The sequence below is a fragment of the Aeromicrobium sp. Leaf245 genome, from assembly GCF_942548115.1.
Lineage (GTDB): Bacteria > Actinomycetota > Actinomycetes > Propionibacteriales > Nocardioidaceae > Aeromicrobium.
In genome coordinates, this window is sequence record NZ_OW824151.1 from 56,852 (window position 1) to 72,225 (window position 15,374).

The window sequence follows — 15,374 nt, forward strand, 5'->3', positions numbered from 1 at the left end:
GTGGCACGTGGCACCGGCGGACACCACCGCACCGATCGCACCTACCGGGTCGTGAACCGGCTGGGCGCCGTCGTGCTGCGCCTATGGGGCGTCCGACTGCGAGGACGCGGTCTGGAGAACCTCCCCGCAGCGGGTCCCGTGGTGCTGGCGAGCAACCACACCGGCTTCCTCGACTTCGTGCTGGTCGGCTGGGCCGCGCGCGAGCGTGGCCGCCTGGTCCGCTTCATGAGCAAGGCCTCGGTGTTCGAGCTGCCGCTGGTCGGCCGGGCCATGCGGGCCATGGGCCACGTCCCGGTGGAGCGCTGGGCCGGGGCGAGCGCCTACCGACGCGCCCGGCGTCTCGTGGCCGACGGCGAGGCGGTGGGCGTGTTCCCGGAGGCCACGATCAGCCGCTCGTTCCGGGTCAAGGCGCTCAAGCCGGGCGCGGCCGGGCTCGCCCTCCACGGGGCGCGCGTGACGGGCGCCCCGGTGCCGCTCGTGCCGTGCGTCGTGTGGGGCGGACACCGGCTGCTCACCGTCGACGGCCGACGCACCCTGCGCCGCGGCGTGGTGGTGGACGTGGTCGTGGGCGAGGCCCTGCTGCCCCTCGAGGGTGAGAGCGTCCACGACCTGACGATGCGCCTGAGGACCGCCCTCGAGGACCTGCTCGACGACGCCGTCGCGCACTACCCCCAGGAGCCAGCCTCGGACGCGGACCGCTGGTGGGTGCACGCCGACCGCGGCGGCACCGCGCCCGACGTCGCCACCGGCGCCGCGCTCGACGCGGCGGCGCTCCAGCGCATCGGCGCCCCGCCCTCCTGACCGGCGGCCCCGCCGTGCGTGAGGATGGGTGCATGACGTTCGACGAGACCGAGCCCGTCCCCGTCCGCGACCTGACGTTCGACGTGCGCACGACCGGCCCCGACTCCGGCGAGCCCGTGGTGCTGCTGCACGGCTTCCCCGCGACCTCCCTGACGTGGTCGGAGGTGGCACCGGTGCTCGCCGAGGCCGGCCTGCGCGTCGTCGCGCCGGACCAGCGGGGCTACTCCCCCCACGCTCGACCCGACGCGGTCGAGGCCTACACGACGGCTGCGCTCGCCCAGGACGTGGTCGACCTCGCCGACGCGCTCGGCCTCGAGACCTTCCACCTCGTCGGCCACGACTGGGGTGCGGCGGTGGCCTGGTACGTCGCCGCCCACCACGGACACCGGCTGCGGACCCTGACCACGTTCTCGGTCCCCCACCTGGCCGCCTACAACGCCGCCCTGCGCGGCGACGAGGAGGCGAAGGACAAGGCCTCCTACATCGGGCTCCTGCGCCAGGAGGGCAAGGCCGAGACCCTCCTGCTGGAGGACGACGCCCGACGTCTGCGGGCGATGTACCAGGGCGCGGTCCCGGACCAGCTCGTCGACGCCTACGTCGCGCAGCTGCAGGAGCCGGGCGCGCTCACCGCGGCGCTGGCCTGGTACCGCGCCATGACGTCCGACCTGGGCGACCTGCCCGACGTCGAGGTGCCCACCACCTACGTGTGGAGCACCGACGACCTGGCCATCGGCCGGTCCGGTGCCGACGCGTGCGGCGAGCACGTGACGGCCGACTACCGCTACACGGTGCTCGAGGGCACGTCGCACTGGATCCCCGAGGAGGAGCCGGCGGCCGCAGCCGCCGCGATCCTCGCCCGGGTCCGCGGCACCGTCGTGGCGTAGGCGCCCGTCAGCCGACGAGCGGCCAGCCGGCGGGGTCGTCGAGGTCGCGCCCGGCCTTGCGGGCGTAGGCGTTCCAGTCCTCGGCACGCTCGGCGTACCACGATCGCTGGCTGGCCATGAGCGTGTCGAGGTCGAGGCCGCCTACGTGCGCGTGCCGGGCGGCCAGCTCGACCGCGACCTGCCGCGCGGCGACCGCGTCGCACGTGGCGTCGTGCGCACCGTCGAGCGTGACCCCGTAGTAGGCGGCGACGTCGCCGAGCCGCCGACGTCCGAGACCGCCTCGCTCGACGCCCCAGTCGACAACATAGGGATCGACGACGAGCAGCCGGTCCCAGTCCGGCTGGGTCAGCCCGTGCCGCACCGCCTCGGCGCGCAGCATGGACAGGTCGTAGCAGGCGTTGAAGACCACGAGACCGACCCGGCGCTCGACGAGCGTCTGCACCCAGTCGAGCACGACCGGCAGCGCCTCGGCGGGCGTGGGCGCGTCGGCCAGCATCGCGTCGGTGATGCCGTGCACCTGCGCCGCCGCCTCGGGCACGGGGACACCGGGCTGCACGAGCCCGGTGATCTCGAACCCGGGCTCGTCGAGCAGCGCGTAGCTGACGACCCGGTCGCGCAGGGGGTCGGTGCCGGTGGTCTCGAGGTCGAGCGAGGCCAGGGGCAGCCGGTGCCACCCGTCGTGGTCGCCGCGCTGCGGAGGCCGCGGCGAGCAGGCGACGCACCACGTGCGCCAGGCCCCGGGCGTGCCGGTGAGGTGCCCGGCCCCGGCGTGCACGTGCTGGGCGCACGCGGAGCAGAAGCCGTCGAACCGGTTGGCCCGCATCGCCCGACCACCTGCCTCTCCGTCGTCCTCGGGGATCACGGTAGGGGTCGAGGCGGACGCTTTCCGGCACCGACGCGCGGCCGGTCGCGTCCCTCCGATTCGGACACTTCCGGGGCGTTGGGACCGGGGTGACCGCCCCGGAACTGTCCGAAGAGTGGACCTGCGGCTGCGTCGGCGCGGCGGGATTCGAGGCCGCCGCGACGTCGACCGCAGCCGACGCAGCCGCAGGGGGAGGCCCGGGTGACGTGGTCCCGACCACCTCGCTGACGGAGCGTGAAGCCGTCGCGCTGCGATACATCAACTGGTACGATCGCACTGGTTTTCGTCGAGAGGAACGACCATGGCCCGCACCCGCACCTCCCTGGAGGGCAAGACCGTCGTGATCACCGGTGCCGCCAGCGGCATCGGTCGCGCCACGGCGCTGCGCCTGGCCCCGAGGGGCGGGCGCCTCGTGCTCACCGACGTCGCCGCCGACGGGCTCGACGAGACCGTCGCACTCGTGCACGCCGCCGGCGGTTCGGTGCTGCACCACGCGGCGTTCGACATCAGCGACCTCGACGCCGTGAGCGCGTTCGCCGACGAGGTGCACGGTCACGTCGGCGCGGTCGACGTGGTGCTGAACGTCGCCGGCATCTCCACCTGGGGACGTATCGAGGACCTGCGCCCCGAGCACTGGCGACGCACCGTCGAGATCGACCTCATGGGTCCCATCCACGTGCTCAGCTCCTTCGTGCCCCGCATGATCGAGGCCGGTCGCGGCGGGCACGTCGCCAACGTCTCGTCCGCGGCGGGCCTGTTCGGACTGCCCCTGCACGCGCCCTACAGCGCGGCCAAGTTCGGCCTGCGGGGGGTGAGCGAGGTCCTGCGCTTCGACCTCGAGCAGCACGGGATCGGCGTGACCCTGGTCTGCCCCGGCGCGGTCCGGACGCCGCTCGTCGGCACCGTCGACATCGTCGGCGTGGACCGCGACGACCCCCGGGTCGCCAAGGCCGTCGGACGGTTCGAGAAGCACGCCGTGTCCCCCGAGGAGGCAGCCGACGCCATGCTCCGCGGCATCGAGAAGGGGCGCTACCTCGTCTTCACGTCGCGCGACATCCAGGTCGGGCACCTGGCGCAGCGCTTCGCGCCGTTCGGCTACACGACCGCCATGCGCCTGCTCAACCGCAAGGCCTCCACGTTGCTGCGTCGCACGCGCGACGAGCCGCTCGTGCCGCGCTGACCCGCCTCAGGCCGACGCTGCAGGGCTCAGCGCGTCGACGACGAACGCACGGGCGGAGGTCGCACGGGGCGCCTGGCAGGTGAGCACGGCAGGGTCGCGGTGCACCGCGCGGACGTCGGCGACCACGGCCGACGGCAACGGACCGGAGCAGTCGAGCCGGACCCTCCAGCGTCCGTCACCGAGGTCGTCCACCTGCGCCGAGCGGACGTCACGCGGGCCCGCCGGGCCCCATCGCTCGTGCACCGCGACGGCCGCGGCCTGCGCAGCCGGCGGCAGGGCGCTGCTGCCACGCAGGAGCGCGGTCGTGACCCGCCCGGCCAGGTGCTCCTCGACGACGCCGACCGCGGTGTCGGCGTCGAGACCGCCGTAGAAGGTGCCGTCGGGCACCACCACGACGTTGGCCGCGAACCGGTCGCCACCGACGTGGCTGCACTCCCACACGACGTCGCCGAGCCGCTCGGCCAGCGCAGCGGCCACCGGGCGACCGCGCACGGCGCAGCACGTGTCGTGCCGTCCGTGCGCGCACACCAGCACCGCGGCCTCGTCGCTCCAGCCGGGTCCGCCCGAGTCCTCGCGCAGCACCGCGCACGCCTCGAGGAGGTCCGCGGCATCGGTCCAGGCGCCCCAGCGGATGCGGCCGTCCTCCACGTCCGCCACTGCCCACGCCCGGCGGCCCGACGCCTCGGACCGCCGACCCGGACGACGGATCAGGATCGTGCGCGCGCCCACCTCTCGCGTGGCGGCCACCAGCCGAGCGACCACGTCCGGGTCGAGACCCTCGGACTCGAGCGCGTGGAAGGGCCACGGTCCCTGGTGCTCCACGAGCAGGAACCGACGGACGTGCAGGGCCGTGCCGGTGAGCGGGTCGGACCGCTCACGGGCCCGCGCCGCGCACAGGTCATCGAGGTCGGCCACGAGCCGATCCTCTCGCAGCGCAGCAGGTCACGCGGGCACGACGACGCCGGCCGACACCAGCCGGCGGGCTGCGTCGAGACCCAGCGACCCGGCCGGGACGGCCTGGCCGTCGAGCAGGGCGGCGACCGCCCCGGGGTCGACGGCGGACACGTCGACCGCTCCGGCGCGGCCGGTGAGCGTGGTGCCGTCGAGGCGTGCGCCCAGCTGCTCGCGCAGCCTCAGCGGCGTGGTGTCGTGGAGGCCCTGCGCCGTGCGCAGCTGGGCCAGCGGGCCCACCGGCTCAGGGCGCCCGGATGCGTCGTCGCGCGCCCCGAGAGCGGCCGCCAGGGTCTCGACGGGCACGGAGCGCAGCGCCGACAGCAGCCGGTCGCGCACCAGCTCGGCGTGCGCCTCGAGGTCGCCTGCCTCGGCGACGTCGACGCCCAGGGGCAGCGACGTACGAACGTCGGGGTCGTCAGCGACCACCGCGAGCGCGGCCGTGACCAGCTCCTCGGCCACGTGGTGCCGGTGCCAGGTGTGGACGCCGAAGGTCAGGTGCGTGCTCACGTCGCCCAGCGCGGTGGCAGCGTGCAGCGTGCCGCGCGGCAGGTAGAGCACGTCGCCGGGCTCGAGCACGGCGTCGATGAGCGGCTCACGCTCCGCCTCGACCCGCACCGCGTCACGACGGTCGGTCCAGGGCTGGTCACGCAGCGGCGCCTCGTGCACCGGGGCGTGGATCCGCCAGTGCTTGGCTCCGGAGATCTGCAGCACGAAGACGTCGTGCACGTCGTAGTGGTCGTCGAACCCGCGCGACTGCGGTGGCGTGACGTAGGCGTTGACCTGGACCGGGTGCCCGAGGTCGGCCACCAGGGCCTGGGAGAACGAGACGACGGCGGGCCACGTGCGGTGCAGCGCCTGCAGCACGAGCGTGGCGCCGTCGGCGAACAACGACGTGAGGCGGGTGTCGTCGACCTGGTCGGCGATGCCGGCCCCCACGCCACCGCCCGACGTGAACGCGCGCGTGTTCAGCGTCGTGCCGTCCTTGGCCACGCGCAGGAACGGTGTCCGCAGCCCGTGCGTCGACACGAGCTCGTCGACGGCGGACTCGCCGAACAGGTCGTCGAACCGCGCGGGCAGGTCGGCCGCGCGGGTGAGCAGCGGCGCCCGACCCCACGTGTCGGCGGCGAAGCCGACGGGGTCGACGACGAGACGACGCAGGGCAGGGTGACCGGTCCGCAGACCGGCCACCCCTCCCTGCTCGGTGGTGGTCACGACCTACTGGGCCGAACCGTCGGCGCCACCGTCGGCGCCACCGTCCTGGACGCCCGGGGTGCCCTCGGCGCCACCGTCGGCGGGACCCTCGGCGCCACCGTCAGCGCCACCGTCCTGCACGCCCGGCGTGCCCTCGGCGCCACCGTCGGCAGGACCCTCGGCGCCACCGTCAGCGCCACCGTCCTGCACGCCCGGCGTGCCCTCGGCGCCACCGTCAGCGGGACCTTCTGGGTTGAGCTCGCTCATGTGTTCCTCCTGGGGTCGACTGTGCGGCGGGTGCCGCGGTTCCCACATTGGCACCGTGGCCGCGGCTCGCAACTCGGCGTCAGGACCGGTCGGTGCGTCGCCCGGCGCCAGTCCCGGTGCCAGTCCCCGGGCCGGCGCCGGTGCCGTCGCGGGAACCGTCGACCGGGCCGCTCTCGCGCTCGTCGAGCCGGCCCTTCAGCGTGCGCACCTGCTTGCGTCGGTGGGTCGCGACGACACCCGTCACGAGCAGCACCACCACCAGTCCGGCAGCACCCACGGCACCGATCGCCGTCGCGATCCGGAACCCAGGAGCCTCGACGTCCATGATGCGCTCGCCCGCGTGCGCCGCGTTGCCCGTGCCCAGCACGACCGCGAGGGTCAGCCAGTTCGGCACCGCCAGGACGATCGCCACGACCAGCAGGATGCCCCGCCACGTCCAGTTGAAGAACCGGCGACGCAGCTGCACGACGATCATCAGGGGGACGATCGTGAAGACGAACCCGTAGAACAGGCCCCACAGGATGCCGCTCGTGAGGTCGCCGTTCACCTGGTCGCCGATGCGCTGGGCCCACCACCGCGGGAAGAACGCCGACGCGACCAGGGCCCCGGCGTACACGACGGCGACGAGCACGAGGGCCCAGACGAGCCGCTTGACCCACCGCTGGGGGTCGACGTCGGACGGGACGTACCGGCGCTCGTCCTTGCCGTGGGTGCGATCGCGCTCGCCGGCGCGCTCGTCTGGCTGACGTCCCTGGTCTTCGCTCATGCCTCGATGATCCCGCGCACCGCCTCGCCGCACCACTCCAACGACGGGGCTGTCGGCCACGTCACGAGGCGAGGGCCGCCCAGTCGCCCTTCGTCCAGGTGCCGGTCTGGGAGCGGCCCATCGCCTTCTGCCGGGTCCGGACCGCCGCGACCGTGAGGGGTCCGTAGTACCCGTTGCGGTCCGCGCGCTTCATGCCGAGCGCGACCTGCAGCACCAGCACGGCCTTCCCGGTGGTCCGCTCGGGCATCGAGGAGGTGTAGCGCTCCGCACCGTAGGCCGCGGCCTCGGCGGCCGAGAGGCCCTTGGCCACGTCCGAGGTGACCTTCGCGGGCACGAGCGAGGCCCACGTCGGCTGGTCGATGGTCCCGGTCCAGGGCAGGTCGTGCTTCTTCTGGTATGCCTTGACGGCCTCGCGGGTGACGGCGTCGAAGGTCCCGGTCTGCTTGACGCCGAGCGCCTTCTGGGCGGTCTTCACGGTGCCCGCGCGGGACCCGAGCGCGATCGTGGCCCACGACGTCCTCTTGACCAGGGGGACGGCCGCGTAGCAGCGGGTGGTGCGCGCCTTCGAGTTCATGACGGCCGGCTGCCCGGCGAAGCGGGAGCACGGCCCGTGGTCGACGGGGTGGACCTTCCCCGTCCAGAAGCTGGTGGTTCCTCGGGCGCCGTTCCAGCTGAACGACAGGTGGACGTGGTCGCGGTGGCCCGAGCTCGAGCGCCAGCCCTCCTTGGACCGGTAGACGGCCCAGATCTTCTCGTTGTAGATGACGTACATGATGCCGAGACGCCGGGCGTTGGTGCCGCCGTCCCTCGTCAGCCAGGCGAGGAAGTCGGCAGCCGCCTTCTTCTCCTCGGCGTCCTTCACGTCCACCATCCAGTCCCAGGCCCGCCCGTCGGCGTGCTCGGAGACCCCCTCGGAGCAGCCTCGCGCCGTGTTGCCCTTCCCCCCGACGCCGTAGGTCCGCATGACGAGGTCGCGTGTCTTCGCGACACCGGCCGGCGTGCCGGGCTGGCACGCGACCTGCGGCGCGTACGCCGACGGCGGGTCGACGGCCTTGGGCAGCGCGACGGGGGCCTTGAGCCCCTTCGGCTTCGCGGGGAGCGGCACCGGTGTCGTCCCGGTCGCGGCTTGGGCCGCCGCCGACGTGCCACCGACGGCGGTGAGCGTGGCCGCGCACATGAGTGCGGCGGCGCACGCGAGCCCGAGCCTGCGCATGATGATCTCCCTCGCCCGTCGGGCTTCCCCACCCGGCGGACGACCATCGTGCGTCTCATCCGTCACACGTGTCACGGCTTCGCGTGAACTACAGGACTGTTCTTCGCGGGGCAGTGGGGTCAGGGCGGCCGAGATCAGGACTGGGTCGCGTCGGGACCGCAGGTGCAGGCCGCCAGCGCCGCCGCCACGTCGTCGATCGCGGCCTGCGTGACGAACGGGTTCACGCCCTCGGTGTCGTCGACCATGACCGCGAAGACGATCGGCACCCCTCTGGCGTCGGTGGCGTACCCGGCCAGCGAGTGCACACCGGTGAGCGTGCCGGTCTTCGCGCGCACGAGACCCCGACCCGCGGAGTCCTCGTCGAAGCGGTCCTCGAGGGTGCCGGTGAGTCCGCCGACCGGCAGGTCGGCGAGCAGCTCCGACGTGGAGGCGCGCGACGCCGCCACGCGCAGCACCCCGGCCAGGGTCTCGGGGGCGATCCGGTTCGACCGCGCCAGACCGCTGCCGTCGTCGAGCCGCAGGCCCTGGACGGGCACGCCCGCCTCGGTGAGCGTGGCCGCCACCGCGTCGGTGCCGCCCTCGAAGCTGCCCGGGCCGCCCGCCGCCAGTCCCACGTGGCGCAGGAGGACCTCGGCGGCCTCGTTGTCGCTGCGGACCAGCGTGGCGTCGACGATCTGGGCGACGGTGGCGCTCTGCACGGCAGCGAGCACCCGCTGCGGGTCCGGCGGCGCGTCGGCCCGGTCCGGGTCGCCGTCGACGTCGATGCCCTCGTCCTGCAGGTAGCCGGCGAACCGGTCGGCCGCGGCGCGGGCCGGGTCCCCGGACCGGAGCCCGTCGCGCACCCCCTGGTCGGCCCACAGCGCACTCACCGGCGTGACGACCTGCCCGGGCACGTAGGAGTCCTCCCAGCCCGGACTCGCCGACGGACCCGTGAAGAGGCCGGCGTCGTAGCCGAGAGACACCTCACCGACGCCGGCGTCGTCGAGCGCCGCGGCGGTGCGCTCGGCCAACGTGCGCAGGTCGGCGCGGTCCACGCGCGTGGGCCGCTCGGGTCGGCTCGACGCCAGGTACGGGTCACCGCCGCCGACGAGCACGACCTCGTTGCCGTCGAGCACGGTCGAGGTGCTGAAGCGCGATCCGGGTTCGAGAAGGGAGAGCGCGGCGTACGCCGTGAGCAGCTTCGTCGTCGAGGCCGGCACGAACGCCTCGGCGGCGTCGCGGGCGAACACCGACGTGCCGTCGAGCCCCACCACGGCGACGCCGAGCCGGTCGCCCAGCTCGGCGCGGCGGGCAGGGTCCTCGAGGAGCGGCTGGACGGCGGCACGCACGGCGTCGGGGTCGAGGGCGCCGGTCATGACGGGATCGGGCTGGACGCGCTGCGGGGCGGCATCGAGGGTGAGCGCCTCCGGCGGGGCGACCGCCTCGGGCCCGCACGGGCCGCCGCACACGACGGGGTTGAGCCGGCCCGACGTCCAGCCGAGGCCGACTCCGGCGACGAGCACGACGGCGAGGAACAGCCCGCCCAGCGCCCACGGCAGAGCGACCCTGCCTCGATCTCGTCGCGTCACATGGGCCAGACTATGCACGAAGCGCCCATCCCTGCGGTCCCGCCCGACGGCGGTCGCCCGGTGCGCTCAGGCAACCAGCAGCGACGAGAGGCCCGACCCGTGATCTTCGATGTCACCGTGGAAATCCCCAAGGGTGAGCGCAACAAGTACGAGGTCGACCACAAGAGCCACCGCATCCGGCTCGACCGCACGCTGTTCACCGCCACGCAGTACCCCGCCGACTACGGCTTCATCGACGACACCCTCGGCCTCGACGGCGACCCGCTCGACGCCCTCGTGCTGCTGCCGTCGCCGACGTTCCCCGGCTGCGTCATCACCTGCCGCGCGATCGGCATGTTCCGCATGACCGACGAGGCCGGCGGCGACGACAAGGTCCTCTGCGTCCCGGCCACGGACCCGCGCCAGGAGCACCTGCGCGACATCCACCACGTGCCCGAGTTCGACCGCCTCGAGATCGAGCACTTCTTCACGGTCTACAAGGACCTCGAGCCCGGCAAGTCCGTCGAGGGCTCCACCTGGACCGGCCGCGTCGAGGCCGAGGCCGAGGTCAACCGCAGCTTCGACCGCTTCAAGGACAACGGCGGCTACTGACCTTCCTCCGGCGCGGCCCTGCGGCTGCGTCGGCTCGGGTACGTCTCGAGGCGGCCTCCGAAAGGGCCTCGACCGGAGCAGGCCCAGCGACGTGGGTGGGCTCCCGGGCTGCGCCTCCCGTTTCGGACACTTCCGGGGCACTGATGGGTCCCGAACCGCCCCGGAACTGTCCGAAACGGAGGGACTGAGCCTGGTCGCGTCAGGCCGACGTGGAGCCGCGGAGCAGGGCGCGCATGGTCTCGGCGAAGACGTCGACGTCGAGCTCGCCGTCGAGCGAGCGCATGGCGCCCAGACCGATGCCGAGGCTGAGCAGGGCGGTGGCGGCCTTGCGGGCCTCCATGCCGAGGGCGAGTCCGGCGTCGGCCATGACCCGCTCGATGAGGTCGGCGCTGGCGGCCACGAGCATGCGGTGCCGCTTGACCAGCTCGGTGGCGACCCAGGGGCTCTGCCGCGCGACGGCCGCGAACTCCACCTCGAGCGCGGTCCAGCGCGGGTGGCCCAGCTTCTCGCGGGCCCAGGAGGCGAAGGCGTCGATGCGGCCGTCGAGGTCGGCGTCGACCGTGAAGGCGGCGACGACCCCGGAGATCTGCTCCTCGTGGATCGTGTCGAGCACCGCCATGCAGAGCTCCTCCTTGCCGGAGAAGTTGGAGTACACCGCACCCTTGGAGAAGCCGGCCGCGACGGCCACCTTGTCGAGGGACGTGGCGTTGTAGCCGTCGGCGAGGAACAGCTCGCGGGCGACCTCGACGAGGCGTTCGCGGGTCTGCGCCTGACGTTGCGCCCGTGTGACGGTGCGCTCGCTCTCGACGGTCATCGCTGCCTCCCTCGACGTGTCCCGCACCACCTGGTCACGGGACTCAGATACCGATAGTATCCGAAACATGATCTCCACGGACATCCTGGTCATCGGCACCGGTTTCAGCGGCATGGGCATGGCCATGAAGCTGCGCGAGGCCGGACGCGACGACTTCGTCGTCATCGAGAAGGCCGACGACGTCGGCGGCACCTGGCGCGACAACACCTACCCCGGCGCCGAGTGCGACATCCAGTCCCACATGTACTCCTTCTCCTACGAGCTCAATCCCGGCTGGAGCCGCGAGTACTCCGGGCAGCAGGAGATCTGGCAGTACATGCGCGGCGTCGCGACGAAGCACGACCTCTACGACGTCATCCACTTCGGCACGGAGGTCACCGGCGCCGAGTGGGACGAGGAGCGCCTGCGCTGGACCGTCAGCACCTCCAAGGAGACCTACGACGCCCGGGTGGTCGTGTCCGGCATCGGCGGCCTGCACATCCCGAACATCCCCGACCTGCCGGGCGCCGAGAGCTTCGCGGGTGCGCGCTTCCACTCCGCGCAGTGGCGCCACGACGTCGACCTGACCGGCAAGAAGGTCGCCGTCGTCGGCACCGGCGCCAGCGCCATCCAGTTCATCCCGCAGATCGTCGGCGACGTCGCCCAGCTCGACGTCTACCAGCGCAGCGCCCCCTGGGTCGTCCCGAAGCACAACCACGACATCGAGGGCCGCAAGAAGGCCTTCATCAAGAAGCTGCCCGGCGGCACGCGTGCCTACCGCAACGCCATGTACTGGCTCAACGAGGCGCAGCAGCTCGGCTTCACCGGACCGCTGCAGAACATCACCAGCGTCATGGAGAAGAAGGTCTCCGGCTACATCCGCAGGACGGTGAAGGACCCCGCGGTGGCCGAGAAGCTCATCCCCGACTACCGCCTCGGCTGCAAGCGCGTGCTGAAGACCGACAACTACATCCCGGTCTACAACCGCGAGAACGTCGAGCTCGTCACCGACGGCATCGAGGAGATCACCGCCGACGGCATCCGCGCGAAGGACGGCACGTTCCGCGAGGCCGACGTGATCATCTACGGCACCGGCTTCCACGTGACCGACGCGTTCGAGTGGGTGCACGTCACCGGCAAGGGTGGCCGCGACCTGTCGAAGACGTTCAAGGAGAAGGGGATCGAGACCTACCTGGGCATCTCGGTCACCGACTTCCCGAACTTCTTCTTCCTGCTCGGCCCCAACACGGCCCTCGGCCACAACTCGGTCGTGTTCATGATCGAGCAGCAGACGAAGTGGATCCTGTCGATGCTCGACGAGATGGACGAGCGCGGCGCCCAGGCCGTGGAGCCCACGCCGCAGGCGCAGCGCCAGTTCAACGACGCCCTGCAGGAGAAGGTCAGCAAGGGCGTGTGGAGCCAGGGTGGCTGCACCAGCTGGTACCTCGACAGCCAGGGCAAGAACCGCACCATCTGGCCGGGCTTCACCTTCCGCTACTGGTGGGTGACCCGGAAGGTCGAGGCCCAGGACTTCGCGTGGGAGAAGGCGGCCTGACGTGACCGGCGGGGGTGCCGGGACCCCACGACCGGCCGGGGCGGCGGACCAGCAGAGCTACGACGTTCCTCCGGGTCCGCGCGGGAACCCGCTGCTCATGACCATGCGGTTCATGCGCAAGCGGGGGCCGCTGATCCGCGACGCCCACGCCACGTACGGCGACACGTTCTCGGTGCAGATCCTGCCCGGACCGCGCACCCTCGTGATCCACTCCGACCCCGCCGACGTGAAGGAGATCTTCGCCGCCGACCCGGCGCAGTTCCACGCCGGCGAGGGCAACGCGATCCTCAAGCCGGTGATGGGCGAGCACTCGCTCCTGCTCACCGACGACGCCGAGCACCAGCGCGGCCGCAAGCTGTTGATGCCGGCGTTCACGGGCCCGGCGATGCGCAGCTACCGACCGCTCGTGGAGGGTCTGGCGAAGGAGGCCGTCCAGGGCTGGCACGACGGGCAGCGGCTGGTCACGCTCGACGCGATGAACGCGATCACCCTCGAGGTCATCCTCCAGGTGGTCTTCGGCGTGACCGACGAGGAGCGGCTCTCGGTGCTGCGTCCCAAGGTCACACGGATCGTCGACATCGACGCGGGCATCCTGCTGTCGTGGATCTTCCCGCGGCTGCGCAGGATCCCGCCGTGGCGCGGCTTCTTCACCAACCTGCGCGAGGTCGACGACCTGCTGTACGCCGAGATCCGGGAGCGTCGCGCCGAGCACGAACGGGGCGACCTCGAGGGTCGCGACGACGTGCTGTCGCGGCTGCTGCGCGCCGGTGACGACCCCGAGGCCGCCCCCGGCGGGGGTGCCGGGCCACGCGCGGCGGACGGCACCGACGGGCTGAGCGACGAGGAGCTGCGCGACCAGCTCGTCACACTCCTGCTGGCCGGGCACGAGACGACGGCGTCGGCGCTGTCGTGGACGCTGCACGAGCTGGGCCAGGACCCGGTGCTGCTGGCCCGGGCCACGCGGGCCGCCGACGAGGGCGACGAGACCTTCCTGGAGGCGTGCCTGAAGGAGGCGATGCGCCTGCACCCGATCATCGACTTCGTGGCGCGGTCCCTGCAGAGCGACCAGGTCGTCGCGGGCCGACGGCTCCCGAGGGGCACCACGGTCACCCCGTCGATCATGCTGTCGCACAGCCGCGAGTCCTCGTTCGCCGACGCCCACGCGTTCCGTCCCGACCGGTTCCTCGACGGCGAGGTCACGGCCGGCACCTGGATCCCCTTCGGCGGTGGAGTGCGGCGCTGCATCGGCGCCGCGTTCTCGCTCATGGAGGGCACGGTGGTGCTGCGCGAGGTGCTGCAGCGCTTCGAGGTGCACACCGAGAAGCCCACCGGGCCGCGCCTGCGCAACATCACGAACGTCCCGGACGACAAGGCGCCCGTCGTGCTCCGCGCGCGATGACACCGTGCTGCGCTCCCGCTGACCCGCATCCCTGACAGACCACTGCGTCGGAGGACCCATGTCCACGAACCCTGCCCCCGCGACCGTCGACCGGTCGGTGCTCACTGCGCCGCTCACGCTGCCCAGCGGCTCGACCCTGCCCAACCGGCTGGTCAAGGCCGCCCTGAGCGAGGGGCTCGCCCGCCGCGACCACTCGCCGGGCAGTCGGCTGCGTCGCCTCTACGCCCGCTGGGCCCACAGCGGCACGGGGCTCACGATCACCGGCAACGTCATGGTCGACCGCCGCGCGATCGGCGAGCCCGGCAACGTCGTCGTCGAGGACGACCGCGACGCCGCCGACCTCGCCGCGTGGGCGCAGGTCATGAAGTCCGGCGGCAGCGCGGCCTGGGTGCAGCTCAACCACCCCGGCCGCCAGGTCCCGCGCTCGCTGTCCGCGCACCCGGTCGCCCCGTCCGACGTCGCGGTGCCCGGCACGGCGGGCGTCTTCGCCGAGCCGCGCGCGCTGACGAGCGCCGAGATCGAGGACGTCGTCGCCCGGTTCGCCACCGCTGCCCGCGTCGTCACGCAGGCCGGATTCGACGGCGTGCAGATCCACGGCGCGCACGGCTACCTCGTCAGCCAGTTCCTGTCGCCGCTGTCGAACCGCCGCACCGACGCGTGGGGCGGGACGCCCGAGAAGCGCCGTCGCTTCCTGCTGGAGGTCGTCCGCGCCGTGCGCGCCGCCGTCGGTCCCGACGTCCCGGTCTCGGTCAAGCTCAACTCCGCCGACTTCCAGAAGGGCGGCTTCGACGAGGCCGAGTCGCTCGCCGTCGTCCACGCGCTCGCCGCGGAGGGCATCGACCTGCTCGAGGTCTCCGGCGGCACGTACGCCTCGGCCGCGATGCTCGGCGTCGACCCCAGCCTCAAGGACTCCACCCGACGGCGCGAGGCCTATTTCCTCGCGTTCGCCGAGCAGGTCCGCGCCGAGCTCCCCGACCTCCCGCTCATGGTCACCGGTGGGTTCCGCACCGTCGAGGGCATGGCCGACGCCCTCGGCGACGGCGGCATCGACCTCGTCGGGCTCGGCCGCCCGCTCACGGTGGAGCCCGACGTCCCCGGCCGGCTGCTCGACGGGCGGGCCGACGCGAGCACGGTCCGCCCCCGGCGCAGCGGGATCCGCATGCTCGACAACCTCACCGAGCTGACCTACTACACCGTGCAGATGTGGCGGATGGCCGACGGCAAGGAGCCCGCACCCGACCGGCACGCGCTGCTCAACGTCACCCGGTACCTCGCGACCAACGGCCGCGACAGCATCCGTCTGCGTCGCGGGCACTGAGCCCGAGCGATTCCGGCGCGACGCCACGAACT

Annotated in this window: 15 protein-coding genes; 7 read left to right on the plus strand and 8 right to left on the minus strand. The window is 73.0% G+C overall.

Annotated elements, in window-relative coordinates:
* Together NBW76_RS00270 and NBW76_RS00275 are read left to right on the plus strand one after the other, a co-directional pair.
* Window positions 1-801, plus strand: a complete 801-nt coding sequence (locus tag NBW76_RS00270; protein ID WP_055961122.1) for a 1-acyl-sn-glycerol-3-phosphate acyltransferase — start codon at window positions 1-3, stop codon at window positions 799-801.
* Window positions 802-833: 32 nt separating this feature from the next.
* Entirely contained in the window at window positions 834-1,685 is an 852-nt protein-coding gene (locus NBW76_RS00275; RefSeq protein ID WP_055961125.1) for an alpha/beta fold hydrolase, read from the plus strand.
* Between the two features lie 7 nt (window positions 1,686-1,692).
* Here NBW76_RS00275 and NBW76_RS00280 read toward each other — a convergent pair whose 3' ends face one another.
* Window positions 1,693-2,547 (minus strand): exonuclease domain-containing protein, encoded by an 855-nt coding sequence (locus tag NBW76_RS00280; protein ID WP_056551865.1) that lies wholly within the window; start codon window positions 2,545-2,547, stop codon window positions 1,693-1,695.
* A gap of 301 nt (window positions 2,548-2,848) precedes the next feature.
* On the opposite strand from NBW76_RS00280, the gene NBW76_RS00285 reads away from it, so the two are divergent.
* Window positions 2,849-3,727, plus strand: a complete 879-nt coding sequence (locus NBW76_RS00285; RefSeq protein ID WP_055961131.1) for an SDR family oxidoreductase — start codon at window positions 2,849-2,851, stop codon at window positions 3,725-3,727.
* Window positions 3,728-3,733: 6 nt separating this feature from the next.
* On the opposite strand, the gene NBW76_RS00290 is transcribed toward NBW76_RS00285, so the two are convergent.
* The 6 genes from NBW76_RS00290 to dacB all read right to left on the minus strand — a co-directional run bounded on the left by NBW76_RS00290 (window position 3,734) and on the right by dacB (window position 9,686).
* Window positions 3,734-4,642, minus strand: a complete 909-nt coding sequence (locus tag NBW76_RS00290; RefSeq protein WP_055961134.1) for a sucrase ferredoxin — start codon at window positions 4,640-4,642, stop codon at window positions 3,734-3,736.
* A 27-nt stretch (window positions 4,643-4,669) separates the two neighbouring features.
* Window positions 4,670-5,893: a cupin domain-containing protein gene (locus tag NBW76_RS00295; RefSeq protein ID WP_082480858.1), complete on the minus strand. Its 1,224-nt coding sequence runs from the start codon at window positions 5,891-5,893 to the stop codon at window positions 4,670-4,672.
* Between the two features lie 3 nt (window positions 5,894-5,896).
* A complete protein-coding gene (locus NBW76_RS00300) occupies window positions 5,897-6,139 on the minus strand; it encodes a hypothetical protein (protein WP_055961137.1) in 243 nt (80 codons plus the stop codon).
* Window positions 6,140-6,218: 79 nt separating this feature from the next.
* Window positions 6,219-6,905 carry a hypothetical protein gene (locus NBW76_RS00305; RefSeq protein WP_056551866.1) on the minus strand — a complete coding sequence of 229 codons (687 nt, stop codon included), beginning with the start codon at window positions 6,903-6,905 and terminating at the stop codon, window positions 6,219-6,221.
* 61 nt (window positions 6,906-6,966) lie between these two features.
* Entirely contained in the window at window positions 6,967-8,118 is a 1,152-nt protein-coding gene (locus NBW76_RS00310; RefSeq protein WP_056551869.1) for a peptidoglycan-binding protein, read from the minus strand.
* 134 nt (window positions 8,119-8,252) lie between these two features.
* Window positions 8,253-9,686, minus strand: coding sequence for a D-alanyl-D-alanine carboxypeptidase/D-alanyl-D-alanine-endopeptidase (gene dacB / locus NBW76_RS00315; protein WP_056551872.1), 1,434 nt, complete (start codon window positions 9,684-9,686; stop codon window positions 8,253-8,255).
* Between the two features lie 99 nt (window positions 9,687-9,785).
* Between dacB and NBW76_RS00320 the strand changes: the two genes are divergently transcribed.
* Window positions 9,786-10,277, plus strand: a complete 492-nt coding sequence (locus tag NBW76_RS00320; protein WP_055961150.1) for an inorganic diphosphatase — start codon at window positions 9,786-9,788, stop codon at window positions 10,275-10,277.
* A gap of 199 nt (window positions 10,278-10,476) precedes the next feature.
* Here the strand turns inward: NBW76_RS00320 and NBW76_RS00325 are convergent, their stop codons facing one another.
* A complete protein-coding gene (locus NBW76_RS00325; RefSeq protein ID WP_055961153.1) occupies window positions 10,477-11,091 on the minus strand; it encodes a TetR/AcrR family transcriptional regulator in 615 nt (204 codons plus the stop codon).
* 67 nt (window positions 11,092-11,158) lie between these two features.
* Here NBW76_RS00325 and NBW76_RS00330 point away from each other — a divergent pair, with 67 nt between their 5' ends.
* From NBW76_RS00330 to NBW76_RS00340, 3 genes are read left to right on the plus strand one after another with little or no spacing between them, the layout of a single operon-like run.
* On the plus strand, window positions 11,159-12,625 hold the full coding sequence (locus NBW76_RS00330; protein ID WP_056551876.1) for an NAD(P)/FAD-dependent oxidoreductase: 1,467 nt from the start codon (window positions 11,159-11,161) through the stop codon (window positions 12,623-12,625).
* A 1-nt stretch (window position 12,626) separates the two neighbouring features.
* Window positions 12,627-14,024 carry a cytochrome P450 gene (locus tag NBW76_RS00335; RefSeq protein ID WP_235492836.1) on the plus strand — a complete coding sequence of 466 codons (1,398 nt, stop codon included), beginning with the start codon at window positions 12,627-12,629 and terminating at the stop codon, window positions 14,022-14,024.
* A 58-nt stretch (window positions 14,025-14,082) separates the two neighbouring features.
* Entirely contained in the window at window positions 14,083-15,342 is a 1,260-nt protein-coding gene (locus NBW76_RS00340) for an NADH:flavin oxidoreductase/NADH oxidase family protein (protein WP_056551879.1), read from the plus strand.
* Window positions 15,343-15,374: the final 32 nt, after the last annotated feature.

Bases quoted from the DNA above. Each gene is read 5' to 3' on its own strand.
- NBW76_RS00275 (WP_055961125.1), top strand. From the start codon at position 834: ATGACGTTCGACGAGACCGAGCCCGTCCCCGTCCGCGACCTGACGTTC.
- NBW76_RS00285 (WP_055961131.1), top strand. From the start codon at position 2,849: ATGGCCCGCACCCGCACCTCCCTGGAGGGCAAGACCGTCGTGATCACC.
- NBW76_RS00300 (WP_055961137.1), bottom strand. From the start codon at position 6,139: ATGAGCGAGCTCAACCCAGAAGGTCCCGCTGACGGTGGCGCCGAGGGC.
- NBW76_RS00305 (WP_056551866.1), bottom strand. From the start codon at position 6,905: ATGAGCGAAGACCAGGGACGTCAGCCAGACGAGCGCGCCGGCGAGCGC.
- NBW76_RS00310 (WP_056551869.1), bottom strand. From the start codon at position 8,118: ATGCGCAGGCTCGGGCTCGCGTGCGCCGCCGCACTCATGTGCGCGGCC.
- NBW76_RS00325 (WP_055961153.1), bottom strand. From the start codon at position 11,091: ATGACCGTCGAGAGCGAGCGCACCGTCACACGGGCGCAACGTCAGGCG.
- NBW76_RS00330 (WP_056551876.1), top strand. From the start codon at position 11,159: ATGATCTCCACGGACATCCTGGTCATCGGCACCGGTTTCAGCGGCATG.
- NBW76_RS00340 (WP_056551879.1), top strand. From the start codon at position 14,083: ATGTCCACGAACCCTGCCCCCGCGACCGTCGACCGGTCGGTGCTCACT.